29 protein-coding genes and 2 tRNA genes are annotated in these 25,096 nt (G+C 40.1%); 16 read left to right on the forward strand and 15 right to left on the reverse strand.

The window, feature by feature from the left end:
- Window positions 1–10: 10 nt before the first annotated feature.
- From PARA_RS06525 to PARA_RS06560, 8 genes are all read left to right on the forward strand, one after another.
- On the forward strand, window positions 11–529 hold the full coding sequence (locus PARA_RS06525) for an opacity family porin (RefSeq protein ID WP_014065061.1): 519 nt from the start codon (window positions 11–13) through the stop codon (window positions 527–529).
- Window positions 530–683: 154 nt separating this feature from the next.
- The gene (locus tag PARA_RS06530) at window positions 684–1,028 is read left to right on the forward strand and encodes an ArsC family reductase (protein ID WP_014065062.1); all 345 of its coding nucleotides are present in this window, start codon (window positions 684–686) and stop codon (window positions 1,026–1,028) included.
- 78 nt (window positions 1,029–1,106) lie between these two features.
- Window positions 1,107–1,535, forward strand: coding sequence for a hypothetical protein (locus PARA_RS06535; protein ID WP_014065063.1), 429 nt, complete (start codon window positions 1,107–1,109; stop codon window positions 1,533–1,535).
- Window positions 1,536–1,639: 104 nt separating this feature from the next.
- Window positions 1,640–2,089, forward strand: a complete 450-nt coding sequence (locus PARA_RS06540) for a hypothetical protein (RefSeq protein WP_014065064.1) — start codon at window positions 1,640–1,642, stop codon at window positions 2,087–2,089.
- A gap of 86 nt (window positions 2,090–2,175) precedes the next feature.
- Window positions 2,176–2,571: a hypothetical protein gene (locus PARA_RS06545; RefSeq protein WP_014065065.1), complete on the forward strand. Its 396-nt coding sequence runs from the start codon at window positions 2,176–2,178 to the stop codon at window positions 2,569–2,571.
- 178 nt (window positions 2,572–2,749) lie between these two features.
- Window positions 2,750–4,705 (forward strand): TonB-dependent copper receptor, encoded by a 1,956-nt coding sequence (locus PARA_RS06550; protein ID WP_014065066.1) that lies wholly within the window; start codon window positions 2,750–2,752, stop codon window positions 4,703–4,705.
- A gap of 118 nt (window positions 4,706–4,823) precedes the next feature.
- Window positions 4,824–5,957: a succinyl-diaminopimelate desuccinylase gene (dapE, locus tag PARA_RS06555; protein WP_014065067.1), complete on the forward strand. Its 1,134-nt coding sequence runs from the start codon at window positions 4,824–4,826 to the stop codon at window positions 5,955–5,957.
- Window position 5,958: 1 nt separating this feature from the next.
- Window positions 5,959–6,639: a M15 family metallopeptidase gene (locus PARA_RS06560; protein WP_014065068.1), complete on the forward strand. Its 681-nt coding sequence runs from the start codon at window positions 5,959–5,961 to the stop codon at window positions 6,637–6,639.
- 40 nt (window positions 6,640–6,679) lie between these two features.
- Here the strand turns inward: PARA_RS06560 and rapZ are convergent, their stop codons facing one another.
- The 6 genes from rapZ to yjgA form a co-directional block, all read right to left on the reverse strand.
- Window positions 6,680–7,537 carry an RNase adapter RapZ gene (rapZ, locus tag PARA_RS06565; RefSeq protein ID WP_014065069.1) on the reverse strand — a complete coding sequence of 286 codons (858 nt, stop codon included), beginning with the start codon at window positions 7,535–7,537 and terminating at the stop codon, window positions 6,680–6,682.
- 31 nt (window positions 7,538–7,568) lie between these two features.
- Window positions 7,569–8,087 (reverse strand): PTS IIA-like nitrogen regulatory protein PtsN, encoded by a 519-nt coding sequence (ptsN, locus tag PARA_RS06570; RefSeq protein ID WP_014065070.1) that lies wholly within the window; start codon window positions 8,085–8,087, stop codon window positions 7,569–7,571.
- A gap of 3 nt (window positions 8,088–8,090) precedes the next feature.
- Entirely contained in the window at window positions 8,091–8,816 is a 726-nt protein-coding gene (lptB, locus tag PARA_RS06575) for an LPS export ABC transporter ATP-binding protein (RefSeq protein WP_005696470.1), read from the reverse strand.
- A gap of 3 nt (window positions 8,817–8,819) precedes the next feature.
- On the reverse strand, window positions 8,820–9,338 hold the full coding sequence (gene lptA, locus PARA_RS06580) for a lipopolysaccharide transport periplasmic protein LptA (RefSeq protein ID WP_005696469.1): 519 nt from the start codon (window positions 9,336–9,338) through the stop codon (window positions 8,820–8,822).
- Complete coding sequence (lptC, locus tag PARA_RS06585) at window positions 9,319–9,927, reverse strand: LPS export ABC transporter periplasmic protein LptC (RefSeq protein ID WP_014065071.1); 609 nt, start codon at window positions 9,925–9,927, stop codon at window positions 9,319–9,321. The genes lptA and lptC overlap by 20 nt, the downstream gene beginning before the upstream one ends.
- 81 nt (window positions 9,928–10,008) lie before the next feature.
- Window positions 10,009–10,545 carry a ribosome biogenesis factor YjgA gene (gene yjgA / locus PARA_RS06590; RefSeq protein WP_014065072.1) on the reverse strand — a complete coding sequence of 179 codons (537 nt, stop codon included), beginning with the start codon at window positions 10,543–10,545 and terminating at the stop codon, window positions 10,009–10,011.
- Between the two features lie 88 nt (window positions 10,546–10,633).
- On the opposite strand from yjgA, the gene pmbA reads away from it, so the two are divergent.
- On the forward strand, window positions 10,634–11,989 hold the full coding sequence (gene pmbA, locus PARA_RS06595; protein ID WP_014065073.1) for a metalloprotease PmbA: 1,356 nt from the start codon (window positions 10,634–10,636) through the stop codon (window positions 11,987–11,989).
- Window positions 11,990–12,191: 202 nt separating this feature from the next.
- Window positions 12,192–12,731 carry a hypoxanthine phosphoribosyltransferase gene (gene hpt, locus PARA_RS06600; protein ID WP_014065074.1) on the forward strand — a complete coding sequence of 180 codons (540 nt, stop codon included), beginning with the start codon at window positions 12,192–12,194 and terminating at the stop codon, window positions 12,729–12,731.
- An 89-nt stretch (window positions 12,732–12,820) separates the two neighbouring features.
- Here hpt and PARA_RS06605 read toward each other — a convergent pair whose 3' ends face one another.
- The 5 genes from PARA_RS06605 to dnaQ all read right to left on the reverse strand — a co-directional run bounded on the left by PARA_RS06605 (window position 12,821) and on the right by dnaQ (window position 16,794).
- Window positions 12,821–13,909 (reverse strand): tetratricopeptide repeat protein, encoded by a 1,089-nt coding sequence (locus tag PARA_RS06605; protein ID WP_041918245.1) that lies wholly within the window; start codon window positions 13,907–13,909, stop codon window positions 12,821–12,823.
- Between the two features lie 223 nt (window positions 13,910–14,132).
- Window positions 14,133–15,653 carry a ribosome biogenesis GTPase Der gene (gene der, locus PARA_RS06610; protein WP_014065076.1) on the reverse strand — a complete coding sequence of 507 codons (1,521 nt, stop codon included), beginning with the start codon at window positions 15,651–15,653 and terminating at the stop codon, window positions 14,133–14,135.
- A 111-nt stretch (window positions 15,654–15,764) separates the two neighbouring features.
- A tRNA-Asp gene (locus tag PARA_RS06615) sits at window positions 15,765–15,841 on the reverse strand.
- A gap of 27 nt (window positions 15,842–15,868) precedes the next feature.
- A tRNA-Asp gene (locus tag PARA_RS06620) sits at window positions 15,869–15,945 on the reverse strand.
- Window positions 15,946–16,032: 87 nt separating this feature from the next.
- Window positions 16,033–16,794: a DNA polymerase III subunit epsilon gene (dnaQ, locus tag PARA_RS06625; RefSeq protein ID WP_014065077.1), complete on the reverse strand. Its 762-nt coding sequence runs from the start codon at window positions 16,792–16,794 to the stop codon at window positions 16,033–16,035.
- Between the two features lie 59 nt (window positions 16,795–16,853).
- Between dnaQ and rnhA the strand changes: the two genes are divergently transcribed.
- Complete coding sequence (gene rnhA, locus PARA_RS06630; protein WP_005699219.1) at window positions 16,854–17,315, forward strand: ribonuclease HI; 462 nt, start codon at window positions 16,854–16,856, stop codon at window positions 17,313–17,315.
- Window positions 17,316–17,339: 24 nt separating this feature from the next.
- Here rnhA and tesB read toward each other — a convergent pair whose 3' ends face one another.
- The 4 genes from tesB to PARA_RS06650 form a co-directional block, all read right to left on the reverse strand.
- Window positions 17,340–18,200 (reverse strand): acyl-CoA thioesterase II, encoded by an 861-nt coding sequence (gene tesB, locus PARA_RS06635; RefSeq protein WP_014065078.1) that lies wholly within the window; start codon window positions 18,198–18,200, stop codon window positions 17,340–17,342.
- A 58-nt stretch (window positions 18,201–18,258) separates the two neighbouring features.
- Entirely contained in the window at window positions 18,259–19,350 is a 1,092-nt protein-coding gene (gene ychF, locus PARA_RS06640) for a redox-regulated ATPase YchF (RefSeq protein WP_014065079.1), read from the reverse strand.
- 67 nt (window positions 19,351–19,417) lie between these two features.
- Window positions 19,418–20,002, reverse strand: a complete 585-nt coding sequence (gene pth / locus PARA_RS06645) for an aminoacyl-tRNA hydrolase (protein ID WP_014065080.1) — start codon at window positions 20,000–20,002, stop codon at window positions 19,418–19,420.
- Window positions 20,003–20,062: 60 nt separating this feature from the next.
- Window positions 20,063–20,479, reverse strand: a complete 417-nt coding sequence (locus tag PARA_RS06650; RefSeq protein WP_014065081.1) for an EamA family transporter — start codon at window positions 20,477–20,479, stop codon at window positions 20,063–20,065.
- An 81-nt stretch (window positions 20,480–20,560) separates the two neighbouring features.
- Between PARA_RS06650 and PARA_RS06655 the strand changes: the two genes are divergently transcribed.
- From PARA_RS06655 to cpdA, 5 genes are all read left to right on the forward strand, one after another.
- Window positions 20,561–20,887: an RnfH family protein gene (locus tag PARA_RS06655; protein ID WP_005696455.1), complete on the forward strand. Its 327-nt coding sequence runs from the start codon at window positions 20,561–20,563 to the stop codon at window positions 20,885–20,887.
- Between the two features lie 4 nt (window positions 20,888–20,891).
- Window positions 20,892–22,103, forward strand: a complete 1,212-nt coding sequence (locus tag PARA_RS06660; protein ID WP_014065082.1) for a cupin domain-containing protein — start codon at window positions 20,892–20,894, stop codon at window positions 22,101–22,103.
- Window positions 22,103–23,422, forward strand: a complete 1,320-nt coding sequence (gene xseA / locus PARA_RS06665; protein WP_014065083.1) for an exodeoxyribonuclease VII large subunit — start codon at window positions 22,103–22,105, stop codon at window positions 23,420–23,422. The genes PARA_RS06660 and xseA overlap by 1 nt, the downstream gene beginning before the upstream one ends.
- A gap of 160 nt (window positions 23,423–23,582) precedes the next feature.
- Complete coding sequence (gene nudF / locus PARA_RS06670; RefSeq protein ID WP_041918246.1) at window positions 23,583–24,206, forward strand: ADP-ribose diphosphatase; 624 nt, start codon at window positions 23,583–23,585, stop codon at window positions 24,204–24,206.
- A gap of 7 nt (window positions 24,207–24,213) precedes the next feature.
- Window positions 24,214–25,038 carry a 3',5'-cyclic-AMP phosphodiesterase gene (gene cpdA, locus PARA_RS06675; RefSeq protein WP_014065085.1) on the forward strand — a complete coding sequence of 275 codons (825 nt, stop codon included), beginning with the start codon at window positions 24,214–24,216 and terminating at the stop codon, window positions 25,036–25,038.
- Window positions 25,039–25,096: the final 58 nt, after the last annotated feature.

The following is a 25,096-nucleotide window of genomic DNA, read 5'->3' on the forward strand; positions in this document are numbered from 1 at the left end:
GGGTTATCCAATGAAAAAATCATTATTAGCTATCGTTGTCGGTGCATTAGCGGTTGCTTCAACAGCAAACGCAGGTTTATATGCAGAAGGTGATCTAGGTCTTTCAAAAACTAAATTAAGCAATGGTGGTTCAAGCAAAACTAAAGTTGAACCTCGTGTTGCAGTAGGTTACAAATTAGGTAATATGCGTGTAGCAGGTGATTATACTCATCACGGCAACTTCCAAGGTACTAAAGTTCAAGGTTTAGGTGCGACAGTATTCTATGACTTCGATACCAATTCTCAAATTGAACCTTATGTTGGTGCTCGTCTTGCGGCAAACCGTTTCAAATTTGAAGAGCGTGCGGATCAACGCTATAAAAGCTCTTCTGAAACCAAAGTGGGTTATGGCGTAGTCGCGGGTGCTAAATATAAATTAGCAGAAAAAGTGTATGCAAACGGTGGTTTAGAATATAACCGTTTAGGTAGCTTTGACGATACTAAAGTGAATAACTATGGCGCTAAAGTGGGCGTAGGTTACGAATTCTAATTTCCCTTTTGAAAAGTGCGGTTGATTTTTACCGCACTTTTTCTTTTGGATGTGAAAATTTGTATCGGGCTAATCTATTTGTGATTTATTCATGTAGCAGTTAAAATCCTCGTTCTAAATGAATTGAGGATTTTTTGTTTTTAGAGGTGAGAATATGATTATCGTTTATGGCATTAAAAACTGTGATACGGTGAAAAAAGCATTGAAGTGGCTAACTGAACATAATATTCAACATAAATTACATGATTATCGTGTGGATGGATTAGATACTCAATTCTTACAACAAGCAGAAGCCCAATTTGGTTGGGAAAATTTAGTCAATAAACGCAGCACAACTTGGCGTAATCTTGATGAAAATGTGAAAAATACACTCTCGAAATCTACCGCACTTTCCGTATTAGCTGAAAATCCAACGTTAATCAAACGCCCGATTATTTTGCAAGATGGTAAGGCATTGATTGGCTTCAACGAAAAAGAATATATTGCAGCATTTAAGTAGTATTAAAGTAGGGAATTTATTTTTACTTGTTTATCTACTTCTTAGAGCTATTAATTTTGTTTAAAAGGAAATATAAAAATGAATAATGAACAACAAAGTGAACAGCAAAAAGCTATACGACGTTTTTTTATTGGGAGTTTTTTTATTGCATTATTGTGCGCTGCTGTCGTTGATTTATTTATTGCTTCAATGGATCACGGCCCAGATGACGTGGTATGGATATTTTTTTATACTTTTTTTATCGTATTTATACCTAGTGCGATTACAACGTTTGTTTTTTACATCACTCAGGAAAAAGCAAGTAGCTACTATTCGCGGTATTTGTTACTGGCACTTTTGATGCCACCCTTTTTAATTCCACTCCTGGCCACATTATTCGATTTGATTTATTTAAACAGTTGGCATGATGCTATTGATACGCTTGTAGAGTATTATCTAACGCACGGTATTTTGGCTTGTATATTGGGAGTAGTTCAACTGGTATTGGCAGCAATATGCTTGCCATAAATGCATAATGCACAATAATTTTTTAACCTTGCCTTTTATTAAAGGCTGGAGACTTTCTTACTGCTTATTAGAGTTATTAATTTTATTTGAAAGGAAATATAAAAATGAATAATGAACAACAAAGTGAACAGCAAAAAGCTATACGACGTTTTTTTATTGGGAGTTTTTTTATTGCATTATTATGCGCAGTCGTCGTTGATTTATTTCTTGCTTCAATGGATGGCAGCTCATCAGATGACGTGGTATGGGTATTTTTTTATACTTTTTTTATCGTATTTATACCTAGTGCGATTACAACGTTTGTTTTTTACATCACTCAGGAAAAAGCAAGTAGCTACTATTCGCGGTATTTGTTACTGGCATTTTTGATGCCACCCTTTTTAATTCCGATCCTGACCACATTATTCGATTTGATTTATTTAAACAGTTGGCATGATGCTATTGATACGCTTGTAGAGTATTATCTAACGCACGGTATTTTGGCTTGTATATTGGGAGTAGCTCAACTGGTGTTAGCACAAGCGTGTTTTATAAAAATATGGGACACACAGTAACCTCTTAACCTTGTTCTTTATTAAAGCTGGAGGCTTTCTTATCTGCTTATTAGAGTTATTAATTTTATTTGAAAGGAAATATAAAGATGAATAATGCATTACAAAAGACTATACCACGTTTTTTTATTGGGAGTTTTTTTATTGCATTATTATGTGCAGTCATTGTTTCTGAATTTGTTGATGAGGCATTTTTTCTTTCTTTTCTTATTTCATTTGTACCTGGGGTGATGACAACACTTATCTTTTTTGTTACTCGGGAAAAAGCAAGTCGCTACTATGGGCGGTATTTATTGGTGGCATTTTTTATGCCTTTTTTAATCCCTATTATCGTCGGATTATCTTTGCATTTTGTTGATTTAAACTGGGATAGCACTATTGATACAATTATAGGAGCTTATTTTTTATTAGGTCTTCCTTGCACTATTTTGGCGTTAGCTCAATTAGTGCTGGCAGTAGTATGTTTACCAGAAATGCATAAGTAAATAGCCATCTTTTAACCTTGCCTTTTGCACTTAATAAGAATAATATTCATTACAGTATTGTTACAATCTCAATCATTAATGTGATAAATGTTTCATAACGGTTGCGTATTTGTTTGAAAGATTTTATGTGGTTGAATTGTGGTTTTTATGACTCAAGTGCCAAAACAAGGGATTGATTATGCATAACAAATCTTATTTTGCCCTCCTTCCTCTTTCATTTTTTATATCTAATGCTTTTGCTGAGGATACGCAGTCTGTAACATTACTGGATCCTATTGTGGTAACAGGTGTTACTCAGACGAATACCAATTCGGTCAAACTTAATCCTAAAACAACGCTTCAACCTTTACCTGCTGGTGATGGTGCAGATTTATTGCAATCTGTGGCAAATATGAGCGTGATTCGTAAAGGTGGGAGTTCTGGCGATCCGTTATTTCGCGGGTTAGGTGGTTCTCGCTTGAATATTCAAGCAGACGACCAATTCATTTATGGTGGATGTAGCAACCGAATGGATCCGCCAACAGCCTATATTTTCCCATCAGCTTATGATGAAGTTGTCGTGACCAAAGGTCCCCAAACTGTAACTGAAGGTTCTGGCTTGGTCGCGGGCGCAGTTCGTTTTGTTCGTAAAGAGCCTGAATTTGATACTCAAAATACCTATTTAAACGGCAGTGTAACGCTTGGCGGAAACAAACGTAGAGATGCTTATTTCGATGCGATGGCGGGTGGTAAATATGGTTATTTACGCACAAGTATGTCACACAATGAGGCGGGTAATTACAAAGATGGCGATGGCAATCGAGTTCATTCCTCTTTTGAGCGTCGTAATCAAATGTTACAGCTCGGTTTCACACCGACAGAAAACACCTTATTGACTGGAACTTATGAACGTAGTCGAGGCGAAGCAGCTTATGCAGATCGAATGATGGATGGGAGTAAGTTTGATCGTGATGCGTGGAATGTTCGATTTGTACAACGTAATATTACACCATGGTTCACTGAACTTGAATTACGTTATGGTCAAAGCAAGATTGATCATGTGATGGATACTTATAGTATGCGTTATTTAAGCATGATGGGAAATCAAGTTAAAAAAGCAATGAATCCAAAACGTGAAACCAATACAGGGCATTTGAAAGCAACCTTTGATTGGTCGGATATTAATTTGCAAACAGGCATTGATTATATGCGCGATAAACACCTTTCACGTATGGAAATGCATGGTGAGGGCTATAGACACAAGCCTTATCAACCACAGCAAAACTTTACTCAATGGGGCGGATTTGTTGAGGGGGCCTGGACGGCAAGCGATAGTCGTAAGTTTATTTCGGGTTATCGTTATGATGAAGTGAAAGCTGAATACGACACTTTAATGGCAAATCACCCAAATAAACACCATACGTATGCTTTACATTCAGGTTTCTTCCGTTGGGAAGAAGAAATCAATGGCATTAAATATTATGCCGGTGTAGGGATTGCAGAGCGAGCGCCAGATTATTGGGAACGCCGTGCAAGCCAAGTTTTAGATAAAGAGCAAAACCGTCAAATTGATACGGGATTGATGTGGAAGAATGACACCTTTGATTTTTCTGTGTCGCTATTTGGTAGTGATGTCCGCGATTTCATTATGTTAGAACGAGTAGGCAAAGATGTTTCGGCTCGTAATATCAAGGCAACTCGATTAGGTGGCGAAATTGAAGGTAAATGGAAATTTGCACGCCACTGGGAAATCGGTAGTAGTTTGGCTTATACCTATGGTAAAAATCGCACGGACGACCGTCCACTCGCTCAAACACCGCCATTAGAATGGAAAAACTCATTAACTTGGGATAATGAAACCTTGAGCGCGGGAGTATTATGGCGAGTAGTTTCGGCACAAAAACGCTATGCAACAGGACAAGGCAACATTATTGGGCAGGACATCGGTGCTTCAGCAGGCTTTAGAACGTTATCCTTTAATACAGGGTGGAAAATTAATAAATATGCCACTTTGCAGGGCGGAATTGATAACTTATTTAATAAATCCTATGCAGAATTTGTGAGTAAAGGCGCAGATCCTTCAGCGGGGCTTCAAACTGTTCGAGTGAACGAGCCAGGACGTCAATATTGGTTACGTTTACAAGTTCAATTCTAGGATTCTTCATAAACTAATAAAAACGGATAACGAGGTTATCCGTTTTTTATTTGAACGGATTTAAATTGAAGGAAAATTTTGTTAAATTAGACCGCACTTTTAGTCGTCACTTAATATTATGAAACAAAAAACTATTGAGCTTGCACAAGCATTAATTCGTCGCCCCTCTATTAGCCCGAATGATGAGGGCTGTCAGCAATTAATTGCGGAACGTTTAGAAAAACTCGGCTTTCAAATTGAATGGATGCCTTTCAACGATACGTTAAATTTATGGGCGAAGCATGGTAGTGGTGAGCCCGTTATCGCTTTTGCAGGGCATACCGATGTGGTGCCAACGGGAGATGAAACACAATGGACTTATCCGCCATTTTCTGCCGACATTGTGGATGATATGCTTTATGGTCGTGGTACGGCAGATATGAAAGGCTCATTAGCAGCAATGATTGTGGCGGCAGAAGAATATGTGAAAGCCAATCCGAATCATAAGGGAACGATTGCTTTGTTGATTACTTCTGACGAAGAGGCAGCCGCGAAAGATGGCACCGTACGTGTTGTCGAAACCTTAATGGCGCGCGGTGAGAAAATCACTTATTGCATGGTGGGGGAGCCATCTAGTTCAAAAACATTAGGCGATGTAGTCAAAAATGGTCGTCGGGGTTCGATTACAGGTAACCTCTACATTCAAGGTATTCAAGGTCATGTGGCTTATCCTCATTTAGCGGAAAATCCAATTCATAAAGCCGCACCTTTCTTGCAGGAATTAACCACTTATCAATGGGATAATGGCAACGAATTTTTCCCGCCGACCAGTTTGCAAATTGCCAATATTCATGCAGGCACTGGGAGTAATAATGTCATCCCTGGTGAGCTTTATGTGCAATTCAATTTACGTTATTGTACGGAAGTGACTGATGAAATTATTAAGCAGAAAGTGGCAGAAATGCTCGAAAAGCATGGTTTGAAATACCGTATTGATTGGAATTTATCGGGTAAACCATTTTTAACGAAACCGGGCAAATTATTAGATGCGTTAACGACGGCTATTGAGCAAACAACCGGAGTTACACCACAAGCAGAAACAGGCGGTGGTACCTCTGATGGACGTTTTATTGCATTGATGGGCGCTGAAGTGGTGGAATTTGGGCCGCTTAATGCGACGATTCATAAAGTGAATGAATGTGTCAATGTAGATGATCTTGCCAAGTGCGGTCAGATTTATCATCAAATGTTAGTGAATTTATTGGACAAGTAAGATGAAATTAACGCCTGAAATGTTAACTGGCAAATCTCGTGAACATTTGATCAATTTGCCTACACCCCATTCTCCGAATCATTTTTTGCAAGCAGAGGCAATGAAAGCCTTTCAAGGATTGCAGCAAAGTGCGGTCAAAAATGGCTTTAATTTGCAGCCCGCAAGTAGCTTTCGTGATTTTGAACGTCAACAACTTATTTGGAACGGTAAATTTAACGGCGAACGCAAAGTGCATGATGATGCGGGAAATCCATTAGATTTAGCGTCGTTCGATGATTGGCAAAAAGCACAAGCCATTTTACGTTGGTCAGCGCTTCCAGGAGGAAGTCGTCATCATTGGGGAACAGAAATCGATATTTTTGATCCTGATCTTTTGCCGCAAGGTCAATCATTACAACTTGAACCTTGGGAATATGAAAGCGGTGGCTATTTTTTTGAGCTAAGTGAATTTCTCACTGAAAATCTACCGCACTTTGAGTTTGCTTTGCCGTTTATAAGCCAACCTGAAGGTAAAAAAGTGGGTCGAGAGCCTTGGCATATTAGCTATTTACCTTTAGCTGAACAGGCCTCACAATTATTTACGCCAGATGTGCTATTGCAAGTTTGGCAGAATGAAGCCGTGGCGGGAAAAGAAACGTTAATTGCGCATTTACCCGAGATTTTTGAGCAATATGTGGTTTAATAAAAAACGCAGCAAGTCGCTGCGTTTTTTTATGGTTTGATTAATTCTTTTTATTCTTTTCCAAGGATTTATGTTGAATTTTCACATTCTTGCCTTTGGCTTGGAAATATTCACCAATTTGTTGAGCAATGTAAACAGAACGATGTTTACCGCCTGTACAGCCGATGGCAATAGTGAGATAGCTTCGGTTATTTTGCTCTAACATCGGTAACCATGTTTCGATGTAATTACGCGTTTGGTAGATAAAATTATTCACTTCATCATGCGCGAGTAAAAATTGTGCAACAGGTTCATCAAGCCCCGTCATTGGACGAAGTTCTGGGTTCCAGTGCGGATTAGGTAGAAAACGTACATCAAAGACATAATCGGCATCAAGCGGAATGCCGTATTTAAAGCCAAACGACTCAACCACGATTTTAAGTTCTTTATCCGTATTACCCCGTAAAACTTCTCTTAAACGTTCAGATAACGAATGGGTAGAAAGTGGTGCGGTATCAATAATAAAATTAGCATGTTGAATTAAAGGCTCAAGTTGCTGATATTCTAAATCAATCGCTGATTCAAGCGGGAGATCTTGTGCTGAGAGTGGGTGAAGACGACGTGAATCGCTGTAACGACGAATAAGTGTACTACGATCGCTATCTAGAAAGATAATTTTGACGGAATAAGTAGCTTGAATATCTGTCAGAATCTTGTCTAAATCAGCACTGGAATGGGGAAGATTTCGAATATCGAGGCTGATGGCAACAGCCGTTTGAGTTTTGGCGAGAATATTGGTGAGTTGAGGAAGTAAGTCGAGTGGGAGATTATCCACGCAATAATAGCCCATATCTTCCAAAGCTCGTAATGCGACAGATTTCCCCGCGCCGGAGCGACCGCTGATAATAATAATTTCCATCTGCGTGATTCCTTATGGTTAGTTGGTTAGGTTATACCTCTTGAGGTTCAATATTATCTAAATTTGTGTCGTCTTCAGATTCCTCTGAATGATCAGCACATTCAAAAATTTGCCAAATTTCATCCGCACTTTGTGCTGAACGAAGTTGTTTAATTAAGTTTTTATCAGTTAATTTTTCATTGAGTTCTGCCAGAACAGGAATATATTCTTGGCAGTGATTTTCGGGTACGAGCACTGCAAAAACGATATCTACCGGTTTATTATCAACAGCATCATATTCGACAGGCGTTTCTAATTGCATAAATACCGTTAGGATCTTATCTGATACAGTAGCAGGTAACTTGGCTTTAGGCATAGCGACACCATTGCCTAATCCTGAATTACCTAATTTTTCCCGCTCAAATAAACATTCAAAACAAGCCTGTTCACCATTTTCGCAGTGAAGTTTTTCCACAACGAAAGCGGCAATAGATTCAAATAATCGTTTCTTGCTAGAAAAAGCAACCCCCTGACGAATATCATCAGGGGAGAGCAATGTCGTAAATTTCATAGGTTATAGTTTAAATTGTTCGCCTAAATAGACACGTTTAACGTGCTCATCATTCATGACTTCTTCCGGTGTGCCGGTCGCGATAATTTTTCCTTCGCCAACAATATAAGCTCGTTCACAAACATCAAGGGTTTCGCGTACGTTATGGTCGGTAATTAACACGCCTAAACCACGATTGCGGAGATCTGTGATGATTTTCTTAATATCCGTAACCGAAATTGGGTCTACACCTGCAAAAGGTTCATCTAATAAAATAAATTTTGGATTTGCCGCTAATGCGCGCGCAATTTCCACACGACGACGTTCGCCACCTGAAAGAGATTGCCCCAGGCTATCACGAATATGGCCAATATTGAACTCATCAATTAACTCATCCGCTCTCTCTCTGCGTTGTTCTGCCGTGAGATCTTTACGAATTTCTAATACCGCCATAAGGTTTTCATATACGGTTAAACGACGGAAGATAGAAGCTTCTTGTGGTAAATAGCCAATTCCTCTGCGTGCACGTTCATGCATAGGTAATACGCTAATATCATCGCCATCAATGGTGATTTTTCCCTGATCATGACGTACTAAACCGACGACCATGTAGAAAGTAGTGGTTTTACCTGCACCATTTGGACCAAGTAGGCCAACGATTTCATTGGAGTTTACGGTTAAACTCACATCAGAAACCACTTTTCGGCTTTTATAGCTTTTTGCGAGGAATTCAGCTTGTAATACAGACATCGGTTATTTTTTACCTTTTTGTTGTAATTGGGTTGGAATTAAGACGGTTTGCACACGCGATTTTCCATTACCATTGGCTTTTAACTGTTGTTTTTTCACATCATAAGTGATGCGTTCACCATTAATTTTGCTATCTAATTGTTTTAATTCAGCATTACCGGTCAATGTTAAGAATTCAGTGCCTAAATCGTAGTGAACTTTATTCGCTCTACCGTCAACAGGTTTACCATCATCAAGTTGCTGGTGGAAGGTAACAGGGCTACCAAATGCTTCGACGGTTTCTTTTTTACCTGAATTTTCTGGTGGGCGAGTAATGACTACTTTATTGGCTTTAATCAAAATGGAACCTTGCGTAATTACAACGTTATCCGTAAAGGTTACGACGCTGTTTTCCATATCTAAAGATTGATTATCTGAGACAATATTAATCGGTTTATTGGTATCGTCTTTTAACGCAAAAGCAGACAAAGATGTCATCATTAATGCCGTTAAAAGCAGAATTTTATTGTTTGTTGATTTCATAATATGTTTTTACCTGTTCCTTTAGAGTTGCAACTTGCTGACGTAAATTTCCGACTAACTTCAATCCACTTGAGTTAAAGTTTAATCCGTTAATTTTTACTTGCGTATCGGAAGTAATGTCTTGTGTCTTTAAATTAATCACTGCGGCTTCGGTCTCAACACGTTGTAGGCGAGATAAAGGATCAAGGCTCTCGGCAACCACACCACCTTCAAGATAGAGCATTTGATCTTTAGTTAATTTTGCCTTTTTCGCGCTAAGCTTCCAATTTTGTTTTTCTAATTGAATTTTATCGGTTTTCGTATCTTTGTCTTTATTATCTAAAGAGACATCAAAAAGATAGACTAATGGCGAAATAAAATCCGTATGACCGTCTTGTGTGTAATATTCCACCTTATCGGAAATCGCGAGATATTGTTTTTTTCCTTCTGGCGAGAATACAGTGGTTTCCATTTTATTACCGACGTATTCTGGGCTATCAGGCTTTTTGATTAGGCTTTGTAAATCGCCATGATCTTGATTAAGCGAATAATACCAGCCTAATAAAGCCAAGGCGATGACACCTAAAATAATATTCCAACGAATATTCATAAATAACGTTCTTTCCTTCTTAAAAGGGTAACTAATCATAGCACTTTTTTGCCACAAAGTGCGGTCAAAAATAGCCGTATTTTAGTCTTCTAAAATGAGTGTTTTTAAGATCTGATAAATCTCGCGATAAGCTTTTGATGGCTTATTTTGTTCCTTCTCTTTCTGTGCTGCACGAATCAAATTACGTAATTGTTGGCGATCTGCAGAAGGATGTTCATTTAACAAATCAGTCAGTGCTGCATCACCTTTCGCAACTAATTCATCACGTAAGATTTCCAATTTATGCAACATCGCTTGCTGCTGATTATGTTTATTTTCAATTTTTTCTAAAGCTTCACGAATAGGCTCTGCATCAATTGAGCGTAAGAGCTTACCGATGTATTGCAATTGGCGACGACGCGCCTCTTTTTGTAGACGTTGCGCTAATTCAATGGCATCTTTCAAGCTATCGTCTAGTGGAACCTTAGTCAGATTTGCTTTGGTTAAGTTCACCAATTTCTCGCCGAGCTGTTTTAAATCCTCAGCGTCGCGTTTGATTTCACTTTTACTTACCCAAATAATCTCTTCTTGGTCTTCATCTTCCCAATCAAAGGCTTCTTTTTTCTTACGTTTTGCCATTCTGTTACCTTATGAAAAATTTGGTGCATTTTAGCATAAACTTTCAAAATAAGATAAAATGGCGCAAATTTTTAATAGGATTATCACCATGAAAACAGCAGAAAATTTAACCGCACTTTTAAAATCTCAAGAGCAAACATTGCGAGATGCAGTCAGTTTTGCTATTGAAACCGCCCAGAAAGCGGGCGCCACCGCGGAAGTCGGTGTGACAAAAGTGAGTGGTTTATCGGTTTCAACCCGTCTGCAAGAGATTGAAAATGTTGAATTTACTAACGATGGGGCATTAGGTATTTCTGTTTATTTAGGCCAACAAAAAGGCAATGCCTCTACTTCAGATTTAAGTGAAGAAGCGATTAAAAACACCGTTGAAGCCGCACTTGCCATTGCAAAATATACCTCACCAGACGATTGCACAGGGCTCGCCGATAAAGAATTAATGGCTTTTGAAGCACCCGATTTAGCACTTTATCATAGCGCAAATGTTGATGTTGAACAGGCTACCAAATTAGCTTTAGAGGCTGAAAAATCAGCGTTGGAATACGATGCTAAAATCGTGAATAGTAACGGTGCAAGTTTTAATTCACATACTGGCGTGCGTGTTTATGGCAATACACACGGCATGCTACAAAGTTACTTATCTAGTCGTTATTCTTTATCTTGTTCGGTGATTGGTGGCGAGCTAGATCAACTTGAAAATGACTACGAATATACGGTTTCACGTGAGTTTGATGCACTTTCTTCAGCGGATTGGGTAGGGCAGAATTGTGCGAAAAAAGTGATTGCGCGTTTAAATCCACAAAAATTAACGACACGTGAAGTGCCGGTGATTTTCTTAAATGATGTGGCAACAGGATTAATTTCTCATTTAACGGGCGCGATTAGTGGCGGCAGCTTATATCGTAAATCCAGTTTCTTGCTCGATCATCTTGGAAAACAAGTATTGCCAGATTGGTTCCAAATTAGTGAGCGTCCGCATTTGTTAAAACGTTTAGCCTCCACGCCTTTTGATAGCGAAGGGGTTCGTACACAGAATCTTGAAATTATTCAAGATGGCGTATTGCAAACCTATTTGCTCACCAGTTACAGTGGTAGAAAAATGGGCATGCAAAGTACTGGTCATGCAGGTGGTATTCACAACTGGCTTGTAAAACCAAATTTAACGGGGGGATTGACCGCACTTTTACGCCAGATGGGCACTGGTTTATTGGTTACCGATGTCATGGGGCAAGGTGTAAATATTGTGACGGGGGATTATTCCCGTGGTGCAGCGGGTTTTTGGGTGGAAAATGGTGAAATCCAATATCCAGTTGCTGAAATTACCATTGCCGGTCAATTACAGGATATGTTGAAAAATATTGTGGCAGTAGCAGATGATATTGAACATCGATCCAATATTCAAACAGGTTCAATCTTGTTAGATAAGATGAAAATTTCAGGAAATTAATAAATTTTTAAAAATGATAATAATTCTTATTGACATGTATTTTCTTTCTGCTACTATACGCACATCTGTTTCGTAGCGATTGCAGGTTGCTTCAACAGGTAGAGTAGAAAGTAAATTCGTTAGGGTTAAAAAGGCTGAAGGTTTAAACTTCAGCCTTTTTTATTGTAGAATACGCAAACGATTAAATTAAAAAGGAAAGACCATGAAAAAACACCATGTCGATATTATGATTTCAGAAGCGGATGTCCGTAGTCGCATAGCTGAACTTGGCGCGGAAATTACGCGTTTTTATCAACAAAAAGCCATTGATAAACTGATTGTTGTCGGGCTTTTACGTGGTTCATTTATGTTCATGGCCGATCTCGTGCGTGAATTAAAATTACCAGTAGAAGTCGAGTTTATGACGACTTCAAGCTATGGTTGCGGAATGACAAGTAATCACGATGTGAAAATTACGAAAGATCTTGAAGGGGATATTCGTAATGAACACGTGCTAATTGTTGAGGACATTATTGATACGGGTTACACCCTTGAAAAAGTGCGTGGCATTTTAAATTTACGCGATCCTGCAAGCTTAGCGATTTGTACCTTGTTAGATAAACCTTCTCGCCGAGAAGTGGAAGTACCTGTTGAATGGATTGGTTTTTCTATTCCGGATGAATTTGTTGTCGGCTATGGCATTGATTACGCACAACGTTATCGCAATTTAGGCTATATTGGCAAAGTGGTTATAGACGAATAATTTAGTCATATTTTAAACATAAAAGTGCGGTCAGATTTTCAAGCAAATTGCTTTTAAAATCTGACCGCCTTTTTAATGCTTGTTAACGATTAATCCTTGCGCGGTGGCCAATATATGTCTTCTTTTTTGACAATACCGCGTTTGAGAATATCGGCAGCAAGGGCGGCGGTGTCAGGCGGATTTTGGTAGAACGCTGCGTCTTCTTTACTCATTGCGGAGTAGATGCCTTTCCAATGGGTTTTGGCTGGTGGAAGAGGGAGGACTTTGTCTAGGCGTGGGAAGGTATAGAAGGTGTTGCCACTTTTGGTACCTGTCCCCATAAGGGCTTTTTCCAACTCGGCATAAGCTGCTTCGCGGACAGGATCGGCAGGGGTCGCAATAAATTTATCCATAAGTGCCTTATTTTTGGCATAAACCATTGTCAGATTTAAGGCAGCCTTACCTCCACTTTCACTACCTTGTCGTACCGCATTGTGCATCAGCAACAGTGATTCTTTTAGATTACCATAGCGGATTTCCTTAATCATGGACAATTCTCTCATGGCAGCAGAAAAACCCTGCCTAGCTGCGCAATCAAGCAGCAGTTCACGCGTGTTATAATCTTTAAATCGTTTATCGTAAATCTGCGCCAAATCATATTGTGCCAGCGGCACACCTAAATCTACTGCTTTTTGCAAGTAGGCAAGTCCAAGTTTGGGATTATGGCTATAGCCTGCATTACCTTCATACAAAGCGTCAAACAGCCAATAGTTTGCCATTGCCCAATTTTTGTCCAGACCATAATGCAGCCATTTACGTGCTCGTTTCTGCAAAGGATCAAACAATGTACCGCTTGCACCTTGTACGTGAGTGTAGAGTAAGTAGAGGTTGTTAATTGCCTGATAATGTCCTTTTGATGCAGCCGCTTCGTACAAGATAATCATATTCTGCAGCTCCTGTTTATTCCTGCGTCCATCTTTGGCATGAATCAAAGTGGCAGCACGATACCAAAGATGGGATTCGGCATCGGGCGGGGAAGGTGGTGTCCAGGTTTCACAACTATATTGTGTGCGTTTGGGGTCAAATGCTTTGGGTGCAGAAAGCTTTTGAGTATCGTTACGGTCTGATGCTGAAAATGAATTTACTCCGCAAGCAGTAATTAGCGGGATAAGTAAGAAAATGATATTACGTTTTTTCATATTTGAATGTGCTTTGGATGGATTAAAATTTAGTCTAAACATTCTTTTAAATAATGTAAATTATATTTTAATAATACCACCTTAAAATTAAAACTTTCATCAAAAAAAACAAATTGATAACTTTATATTACTCATTTTTTAATGTGGTTTTTATGTTGTTTTTACAATAAAAAAGAGCGGTCAAAATTCACAGTGATTTTTGACCGCTCTTTGTTTGTTAAGATTAGCGTTTCGCTTTTTTGATAAACTTCATCAAGCGTTTACGTTTACGTAATTGGTTTGGTGTGAGTTTATTTTTTCTACCCGCGAATGGGTTTGAACCTTCTTGGAATAGCAAGCGGATTGGCGAACCAATAATTTTCAAACTCTTACGATAATAATTAGATAAATAACGTTTGTATGAATCCGGTAATTTATCCATTTGGTTACCATGCACCACGATAATTGGTGGATTATAGCCACCTGGGTGAGCGTATTTTAATTTAATGCGACGCCCGCCAATCATTGGTGGCTGATGCTCATCCGTTGCCATTTGTAAAATGCGGGTGAGAAGGGACGTCGTCATTTTTTGCGTTGCACAAGCATAAGCTTCTTTAATCGAATCAAAAAGATTCCCCACGCCACTGCCGTGTAAAGCAGAAATAAAATGCACACGGGCAAAGTCGATGAAATCAAGACGGCGATCTAATTCAGATTTGACGCGATCTTTCACATCTTGATCTAAGCCGTCCCATTTATTCACGACGATCACGAGTGAGCGTCCTGCATTTAAGATAAAGCCAAGTAGAGAGAGATCTTGGTCTGAAATGTTTTCACGCGCATCAATTGTGAGTAACACCACGTTTGCATCTTGAATCGCTTGTAATGTTTTAATGACAGAGAATTTCTCAACGGCTAAATGCACTTTTCCACGTTTACGCACACCCGCTGTATCAATCAAGGTGTATTGTTGCCCATCGCGTTCCATCGGAATGTAGATACTGTCACGCGTTGTGCCTGGCATGTCGTAAACCACCACGCGATCTTCACCTAAAATACGATTGGTTAATGTGGATTTACCGACGTTTGGACGGCCTACAATCGCAATTTTGATATTTTTATCTTGTTCTTCTTCAAGCTCTTCGTCTAATGCGTCATCAATTAATGACGTATCTTCCTCTGAATCGAAGTCAAATTCGTGATCCCATTCATCTTTTTCTTCTTCATCAGAAGTGCGGTCATTTTCTGCTTCGTTTTCTTGTAATTTTTCCGCTAAAGGGGCAAGTACTTGCTCCATTAACTGGGTTACACCACGACCTTGTGATGCGGCAATTTGTTCAATTTCACCTAAGCCTAATTGATAGAATTCCGCACAGTGTGAATCTGCATCAATACCATCAGTTTTGTTTGCCACCACGACGGTTGTTTTATTCGTACGTTGGCGTAAGTAGTTGGCAATACCAATGTCTGCAGCCGTTAAACCTGCGCGCGCATCCACTAAGAAAAGCACGACATCGGCTTCTTCAATCGCTAATAAGGATTGTTCTGCCATTTTTTCTTCAACGCCTTCTTCTGTGCCATCAATACCGCCGGTATCGATCACAATAAAATCATAGCCAGAAATATTGGCATGACCGTATTTACGATCTCGGGTTAAGCCAGGAAAGTCAGCGACAAGTGCATCGCGAGTACGGGTTAAACGGTTGAATAGGGTGGATTTGCCTACGTTTGGGCGACCCACTAAGGCAACGACAGGAGTTGTCATAAAAATATCTCTGTAAAATGTAAATTTGGTTAATTATAGCGAATGTTGGCTGGCAGGTAAAATTCGGGCATAAAAAAAGCACCTTCTGGTGCTTCATTATCTCGGCTTAATTGGCGGAATGGACGGGACTCGAACCCGCGACCCCCTGCGTGACAGGCAGGTATTCTAACCAGCTGAACTACCACTCCGTGAGTATATTAAGACAAGTTTTAAATTGGCGGAATGGACGGGACTCGAACCCGCGACCCCCTGCGTGACAGGCAGGTATTCTAACCAGCTGAACTACCACTCCGCTAAGTGCTGGGTATAATAATGATGAACGTTAAAACCGTCAATCTTTTTTTTCTTTTTTATGTTTATCTGATTAATAGATAACCGATTAATGTGAGGTTTCGTCACTCGTACGAATAGACCAAAAACATTTGCCGTCGCTTTTTTTATTGACCAATTTAAGGAAATCCAAATGGGCTTGGATTTCATCATCAGTGGGTTGTAACACTTTTAAATTTTGCGAAAAATTGACCGTACTTTGACGATCTTGCATATTGGCACCAGCTTGGATAATTGAAATATCCGCATGATCTTCATCAAATAGACTGGTTTGCCCGCCCGTCATGGACAAATAAACGTCGGCTAAAATCTCCGCATCCAGTAACGCACCGTGGAGTGTTCGTTTGCTGTTATCAATGCCTAAACGATCACACAAGGCATCTAAGCTATTACGTTTTCCCGGGTACATTTGGCGCGCCATTTGCAACGTATCAGTGACGAGGCAAATGTCGGTCGTTTTGATATCTAACCCGAGTTTACGGAATTCATAGTCCATAAAGCCCACGTCGAAGGGGGCGTTGTGAATCAGCAGTTCGGCACCACGAATATATTCAATAAAGTCCTGTGCAATCGTTTTGAAATCCGGTTTATCCGCAAGCATTTCATCCGTAATACCGTGAACTTTAATGGCATCAGGATCAACCAAACGATCCGGCTTAATATAAATGTGAAAATTATTGCCCGTATATTTGCGGTTGATCATTTCCACCGCGCCAATTTCAATAATGCAATGTCCTTCGTAATGTGCGCCAATTTGGTTCATACCGGTGGTTTCAGTATCTAGTACAATTTGGCGATCCGGATTTATCATTGTTCTACCTATTTGTTTCCTTTAAAATACTGCCTATTTTACACAAGCTCGAATTAGTTATGCAAAAACAGATTGAAATTTTTACGGATGGATCTTGCCTAGGCAATCCGGGAGCCGGTGGCATAGGGATTGTCCTGCGCTATAAACAGCATGAAAAACATATTTCAAAAGGGTATTTCAAAACCACCAATAATCGCATGGAATTACGAGCTGTGATTGAGGCTTTAAATAGCTTAAAAGAGCCTTGCCATGTAACGCTTTATAGCGATAGCCAATATATGAAAAATGGCATCACGCAATGGATTTACAATTGGAAGAAAAACAATTGGAAAGCCAGCACGGGCAAAGCGGTAAAAAATCAGGATTTATGGATTGCGTTAGATCAGGCGATTCAAACCCATAACATTGATTGGCAGTGGGTGAAAGGCCATTCAGGCCATCGTGAAAATGAAATTTGTGATGAATTAGCCAAACAAGGCGCAGAAAATCCGACCTTCGAAGATATCGGTTACGAAGGCTAGTCTGCACCTTATTTTAAAGTGTGGTTATTCTTGATAACGAATTAAACCTTCCTGCTGTGTGGTGGCAATTAATGCGCCATCTGCAGCAAAAATTTGTCCTCTCGCTAAACCACGCCCTGCAAAAGCATTGTTACTTTCAATGGCATGTAAGTGCCAATTATTTAAATTGAAAGGGCGGTGGAACCAAATACTGTGGTCGATCGTGGCCACTTTCATCCCTTTCTGTAAAAAGCCTTTCCCGTGTGGGTGAAGTGCGGTCAAAATACAGTGGAAATCAGAAAAATACGCTAAAAGACATTGTTGCGTCTGCAAATCTAATGGTGCTTCTCCATTGGTTTTAAACCAAGCATATTGTTCTGGCGGCAGTTCTTGACCATCAAATGGATTGTTCAAATATCGGCTATGAATCTGAAATGGTCGCTCTTGAGCAAATTTTTCACTCAAGCTTTCAGGTAAAGTTTGCGCTACTTTTAACATGATTTCGTGTTCATCAATACATTGCTCAGGGCCTGGCACTTCCGGCATAGCTGATTGGTGGTCAAAGCCTTCTTCAGGTACTTGAAATGAGGCGGTGACGTGGCAAATCACATTTTTATGCTGAATGGCTTTTACGCGTAATGCAGAAAAGTTGCGTCCTTCACGTAAGGTTTCTACATCATAAATAATCGGGTATTGACTGTCGCCAGGCGCTAAAAAGTAAGCATGGCAGGAATGGAGTACGCGCTCCGGCGGGGCAACTTGCATTGCAGCAGAAAGAGATTGTGCTACAACTTGACCGCCAAACACTTGACGAAAACCTAAGTCTTCACTTGCACCACGAAAGATAAGATCATCAATTTTTTCTAGTTTTAACAATTCGATGAGTTGATTTAATTTATCCGACATTGTTTTTTTCCTTTTATAAATACAAAAAGACCGCATAATCATGCGGTCTGAAGTGTTTTTATACGTTAAAGCGGAAGTGCATGACATCACCATCTTGGACGATGTAGTCCTTACCTTCTAAGCGCCATTTACCCGCTTCTTTTGCACCGTTTTCACCTTTGAATTGGATGAAGTCATCGTAAGCAATCACTTCTGCACGGATGAAGCCTTTTTCAAAGTCTGTGTGGATTACAGCGGCCGCTTTAGGGGCGGTTGCACCAACAGAAACTGTCCATGCGCGCACTTCTTTCACACCTGCAGTGAAGTAGGTTTGAAGATTTAATAAAGCATAACCTGCACGAATTACACGGTTTAAACCAGGTTCATCAATGCCAAGATCCTGTAAGAATTCGATTTTTTCATCGTCATCAAGCTCAGCAATTTCTGCTTCAATCGCCGCACATACAGGCACCACAACAGAGCCTTCTTTTTCTGCAAACTCACGTACTTTGTCTAAATACGGGTTATTTTCAAAACCGTCTTCATTTACGTTCGCAATGTACATGGTTGGTTTTAATGTGAGGAAGTTATAGCTTTTAATTGCTAATAACTCATCTTTATCTAAAGGAACAGAACGAATCATGCCTGCTTCAGAAAGTACAGGAAGGATTTTTTCCATCACAGAAAGCTCAAATTTTGCGTCTTTATCGCCACCTTTAGCACGTTTTTGTAAACGTTGGATGGCACGTTCGCAGCTGTCTAAGTCAGCAAGGGCTAATTCGGTATTGATGGTTTCGATATCGCTTAATGGATCGATTTTACCTGCAACGTGCACGATGTCATCATTTTCAAAGCAACGAACAACATGACCAATCGCATCAGTTTCACGGATGTTAGCTAGGAATTTATTTCCTAAGCCTTCACCTTTACTTGCACCCGCAACTAAGCCAGCGATATCCACAAATTCCATGGTGGTTGGCAACACACGTTCAGGTTTAACAATTTCCGCTAACGCATCTAAACGCGGATCCGGCATTGGTACCACGCCAGTATTTGGTTCGATGGTACAGAACGGATAGTTTGCCGCTTCGATCCCGGCTTTGGTTAATGCATTAAAAAGGGTAGATTTACCGACATTTGGCAAACCAACGATACCACATTTAAATCCCATGATGTTTTCCTTATTGTGAGCGTAAGTGCGGTTAAAATTTATGGTGTTTTTTCACTGCACTTTTGAGTTAAATTTTAAAACTGTTTAAGCGATTGGTGGCTTTCACCATGCCTTCTTTGAAAAGCAATTCAATGCAATCGGTGGCTTCGTCTAAAGCTTTATCGAGCGCTTCTCTTTCTGCTGGTGCGGGTTTGTTAAGCACAAAACCTGAAACTAAATCACGGTGTCCAGGATGGCCAATGCCAATGCGTAAACGATAGAAATTGTTGCTGTTACCAAGCTGAGCCACGATATCTTTTAAACCATTGTGACCGCCATGTCCGCCACCTTGTTTGAGTTTTACGGTGCCCGGCGGTAAGTCTAATTCATCGTGTAGCACTAAAATTTCTTCTGGTTTGATGCGATAAAAATTAGCAAGAGCCCCTACGGCTTTTCCGCTCAAATTCATAAACGTCGTTGGCACTAAAAAACGGACTTCTTTGCCGTTAATCAGTGTTTTTCCTACATAACCGAAGAATTTATTTTCTGCATTAAGCGAAACATTAAAGCGACGAGCCAAACGCTCAATCAGCCATTCACCTGCATTGTGGCGGGTTTCCGCATATTTATCGCCAGGGTTTCCCAGCCCCACGATGAGTTTAATTTCAGACATAGTTTTCTGCTTGAATAAAAATAGTGGCGTATTGTAGCGAAAAAGGGCTAATTTCTCAATCTATAAGGCTAAGACTAAAACGCCCGAGAGAATTAATAGACTTCCTATGACTAATTTCATACTTAAGGGTTCACCTAACAATACCACGCCTAAAATAATGGCTATCACCACACTGAGTTTATCAATGGGCGCAACCCAAGAGGCGGGCGCCATTTGTAACGCGCGATAATAACAAAGCCAAGATAGGCCCGTAGCAACACCTGAAAGAATTAAAAAAGTGAGTGGTTTTGCCGCAATATGTTGTGGTAGTTGCCATTCATTGCGGGCGCTAATGATACCCGCTGTAACGAGTAAAACCACAATCGTACGGATAAAGGTCGCGAGATTGCTGTTAATGCCTTCAACGCCTAATTTGCCTAAAATAGCGGTAAGTCCAGCGAAAAAGGCTGAACCAATGGCAAAAAATACCCAATTCATGATGAACTCCTGATTTTATCGTTAATATTGACCGCACTTTTCCGCTATAATAACGGAAAACTCATTAAGACAGAATAAGACATGAACCAAATTAATATTGAAATCGCTTATGCCTTGCCGGATCGCTATTATTTAAAATCCTTCAAAGTGGATGAAGGCACGATGATCCAAACGGCTATTTTGCAATCAGGCATTTTACAACAGTTTACAGAGATTGATTTGCGCGAGAATAAAGTCGGGATTTATTCCCGTCCTGCAAAATTAACGGATCAATTAAAAGATGGCGATCGTATTGAGATTTACCGTCCATTATTAGCGGATCCTAAAGAAATTCGTCGTAAACGTGCAGCAGAGCAAGCCAAAGCCGCACAAGAAAAAGCCCAACAAGAAAAACAGGAAAAGGAGTAAAAAAATGACCGCACTTTCCAACCAATATTGTCTGCCTGAGGGCATTACCCCTGAAATTTTCCTGCGTGATTATTGGCAGAAAAAACCATTGATTATTCGTAATGGCTTGCCTGAAATTGTTGGTCAATTTGAGCCTGACGATATCATCGAATTAGCACAAGGCGAAGAGGTGACCGCGCGTTTAGTCAAAACTTTTTCAGATGATAATTGGAAAGTGTTTTTCAGTCCGTTATCTGAAGAAGATTTTGCAGATGTACCCGAAAAATGGTCGGTGCTCGTTCAAAATCTAGAACAATGGAGTACAGAACTCGGTCAGCTTTGGAATAAATTTGGCTTTATCCCACAGTGGCAACGCGACGATATTATGGTGTCCTATGCACCTAAAGGTGGTTCCGTTGGTAAACATTATGACGAATATGATGTGTTCTTAGTACAAGGCTATGGTCATCGCCGTTGGCAACTAGGTAAATGGTGCGATTCTTCCACTGAATTCAAACCGAATCAGCCCATCCGTATTTTCGATGATATGGGCGAATTGGTGATTGATGAAGTGATGAATCCGGGCGATATTCTTTATATTCCGGCTCGTATGTCGCATTACGGTGTGGCAGAAGATGATTGTTTGACCTTTTCTTTTGGTTTGCGTTACCCGAATTTAGCAGACATTTTCGATAACGTGAACAAAGCGTTTTGTCATCAAGATCCTGAATTGAATTTAAGCGAATTCCAATTACCGTTACGCTTAACACAATCAGAGCAAAGTACGGGCAAATTGGCGGATGAAAATATTCAGGCGATGAAAAAACAATTCTTAGCGAAATTGGCAGAGTCAGAAGCCTTTGATGCCTTATTTAAACAAGCAGTAGCAGGTACAGTGAGTTCACGTCGTTATGAAATGTTAGTATCGGATGAGATGTCCGATCCTGACGAAGTGCGGTCAATTTTAGAAGAGGAACAAGGTGTATTAATGCAGGACAATAACTGCAAATTGCTTTACACCGAAAATCCGCTCCGCATTTATGCGAATGGCGAATGGTTGGATGAAGTGAATGTTATTGAAGCGGAAGTATTGAAACGTCTTTCCGATGGTGAAGCGCTAGATTGGGCATTCTTAAATAATTTAGTGAATGATACAGAAGATCCTGAAAGTACAATGGAATTATTGCTCGATTCGATTTGTAACTGGTTAGATGACGGTTGGGTGTTGATTGAATAATGTCTGAAAACATTTACTCCGTTTCCCAGCTTAACAGCGCCGCTCGCCAAATGCTAGAAGGGAGTTTTTCACAGATTTGGCTTACAGGGGAGATTTCTAATTTCACTCAACCTGTGTCAGGGCATTGGTATTTAACGCTTAAAGATGAAAATGCCCAGGTTCGCGGTGCCATGTTCCGCATGAAAAATTTGCGGGTGGGATTTCGTCCGCAAAACGGCATGCAGGTCTTGGTGCGGGCGAATGTCAGTTTATATGAATCTCGCGGTGATTATCAGCTGATTATTGAATCTATGCACCCTGCTGGCGAAGGATTATTGCAACAGCAATTTGAAGCGCTAAAAATGAAATTGGCGGCTGAAGGGTTGTTTGCACAAAACTTAAAGAAAAGCTTACCGGAATTTGCTAAAGCAGTAGGTATTGTGACCTCTTCGACTGGTGCCGCATTGCAAGATATTCTGCATATTTTGGCTCGCCGAGATCCCAGTTTAAAAGTGGTGATTTATCCAACGGCAGTGCAGGGCAAAGAAGCAACGGCTGAAATCGTCCAAATAATTGAACTCGCTAATGCGCGTCAAGAAGTGGATGTATTGATCGTCGGTCGAGGTGGTGGTTCCTTAGAAGATCTTTGGTGCTTTAATGAAGAAGAAGTGGCACGTGCGATTTTCCGTTCTAATTTACCGATTATCAGTGCAGTCGGTCACGAAACGGATGTTACCATTGCAGATTTTGTAGCTGATTTACGAGCGCCGACGCCGTCTGCAGCGGCAGAGTTAGTGAGTCGCAATCAGCAGGAATTACTTCAACAGTTAGCCTATAAACAACAGCGTTTGGAGATGGCGTTAGATCGTATTTTTAGTCATCAACAACAACGTTTACAACAGTTACGTTTACGTCTGCAAAATCAACATCCGCAAAATCAATTATTGATGCAGAAAGCCAGAACAGAACAATTACATCATCGTTTAGTTTTGGCAATGCAGCGCCAAGTGGATAAAACGCAGCAAAAATTGACCGCACTTTCAGCACGCTTAAAACAAAATCCGTTGCCTTATCGGTTGCAAAAACAATCCCAATATTTAGCTCAGTTACAAGTGCGGTTAAATTTAGGGGCGAATCGTCAAGTCACGGAACGTCAAAATAAATTGGCAACATTGTGTGGCAAGTTAGATGGATTAAGTCCATTAAAAGTATTAGCGCGAGGATATTCCATCGCGGAAGATGTCAAAGGACATGCCATTGTGAGTGTGAAGCAAGTCAAAACAGGTGACACCATTAAAACGAAGGTAGCAGATGGGGAGATAACCAGCCGCGTTTGTTAATTTAAATAAATTTTTAATGTAAACCTATGATGAATAAGAAATCATCATAGGTTTTCTTTTTTTGTGACCGGCTTCAAAGTTTCGACAAAAAAATAGAGGGTTCAGTTTTTTTTATTTTTTTATGGGAGTATTATGCGACCTCGATACTAGGAGAGTAATGATGTCAGAAATTCAACAGTTTAGTCAGCATGATATAGAAGTTCTTAATGAAGAAACTGTTTATAAAGGTTTTTTTACACTTAAGAAAGTACAGTTCAAACACAAACTTTTTGCCGGTGGCGAAAGTGGTGTCGTAACACGAGAGTTGTTGGTAAAAGGTGCCGCCTCTGCCGTGATTGCTTACGATCCGAAAGAAGATTCGGTGGTTTTGGTGGAACAAGTACGCATTGGTGCATATCAACCTGGTTCTGCTCGTTCTCCTTGGTTATTAGAATTGATCGCCGGGATGGTAGAAGAGGGGGAACAACCTGAAGAGGTCGCTTTGCGTGAAAGTGAAGAGGAAGCAGGCGTATCTGTTCAAGATCTTACACATTGTTTAAGCGTGTGGGATAGCCCGGGCGGTATCGTCGAACGTATTCATTTGTTTGTCGGTCGAGTAGATAGCTCAAAAGCCAAGGGACTTCATGGTTTAGCTGAAGAGAATGAAGACATCCGTGTTCATGTGGTGAAACGTGAGCAAGCCTATCAATGGATGTGTGATGGCAAAATTGATAATGGCATTGCAGTAATGGGCTTGCAATGGCTTCAATTAAATTACGCCCAATTGCAGCAACGCTGGCAATAGGAGTCCCATGAACAATAGATTTGAATACGAACCTGCGAGTGAAGTTGTCAAATTATTACAAATTACCGATCCTCATTTGTTTAGAGATACAAGCAAAGACTTATTAGGTATCAACACGCACGAAAGTTTTTCTCAGGTGTTAAAAGAAATTCAGTTGGAGCCTTTTGAGTACGATGTCGTGCTTGCAACAGGGGATTTGGTACAAGATAGTAGCGACGAAGGCTATCTGCGATTTGTTGAAATGGTTAAACCGTTAAATAAGTCAGTATTTTGGCTTCCGGGTAACCATGATTTTCAACCTAAAATGGTCGAGCATTTAAGCCAATCGCCTATTAATGCGTCAAAACATTTACTTCTAGGCAAACATTGGCAAGTGATTTTGTTAGATAGCCAAGTATCCGGTGTGCCTCATGGTGAATTGAGTGCTTATCAGTTAGATTGGTTAAAAACAAAATTAGCGGAAAATCCAGCACGTCATAGCTTAGTCGTATTGCATCATCATTTATTACCAACGAATTCAGCATGGCTTGATCAGCATAACTTGCGTAATGCACATGGCTTCTCAGCCGTTCTTGCTCAATTCAACAATGTAAAAGGGATTTTATACGGGCATATTCATCAGCAGGTTGATGGCTATTGGCAGGGTTATCAAACCATGGCAACGCCAGCGACTTGTATTCAATTTAAGCCGGATAGCAATCATTTTGCGTTAGATACCTTACAACCAGGTTGGCGTGAAATTGAGCTACACCCAGATGGACGAATTGAAACGAGAGTAAAACGAATCAAACAAAAAACATTCCTACCCAATATGGAGGAAGAAGGATACTAAACAAAGTGCGGTTAAAATTTAGATGATTTTAACCGCACTTTTTCTATACCGAAATAGG

The sequence above is a fragment of the Haemophilus parainfluenzae T3T1 genome, from assembly GCF_000210895.1.
GTDB lineage: Bacteria > Pseudomonadota > Gammaproteobacteria > Enterobacterales > Pasteurellaceae > Haemophilus_D > Haemophilus_D parainfluenzae_A.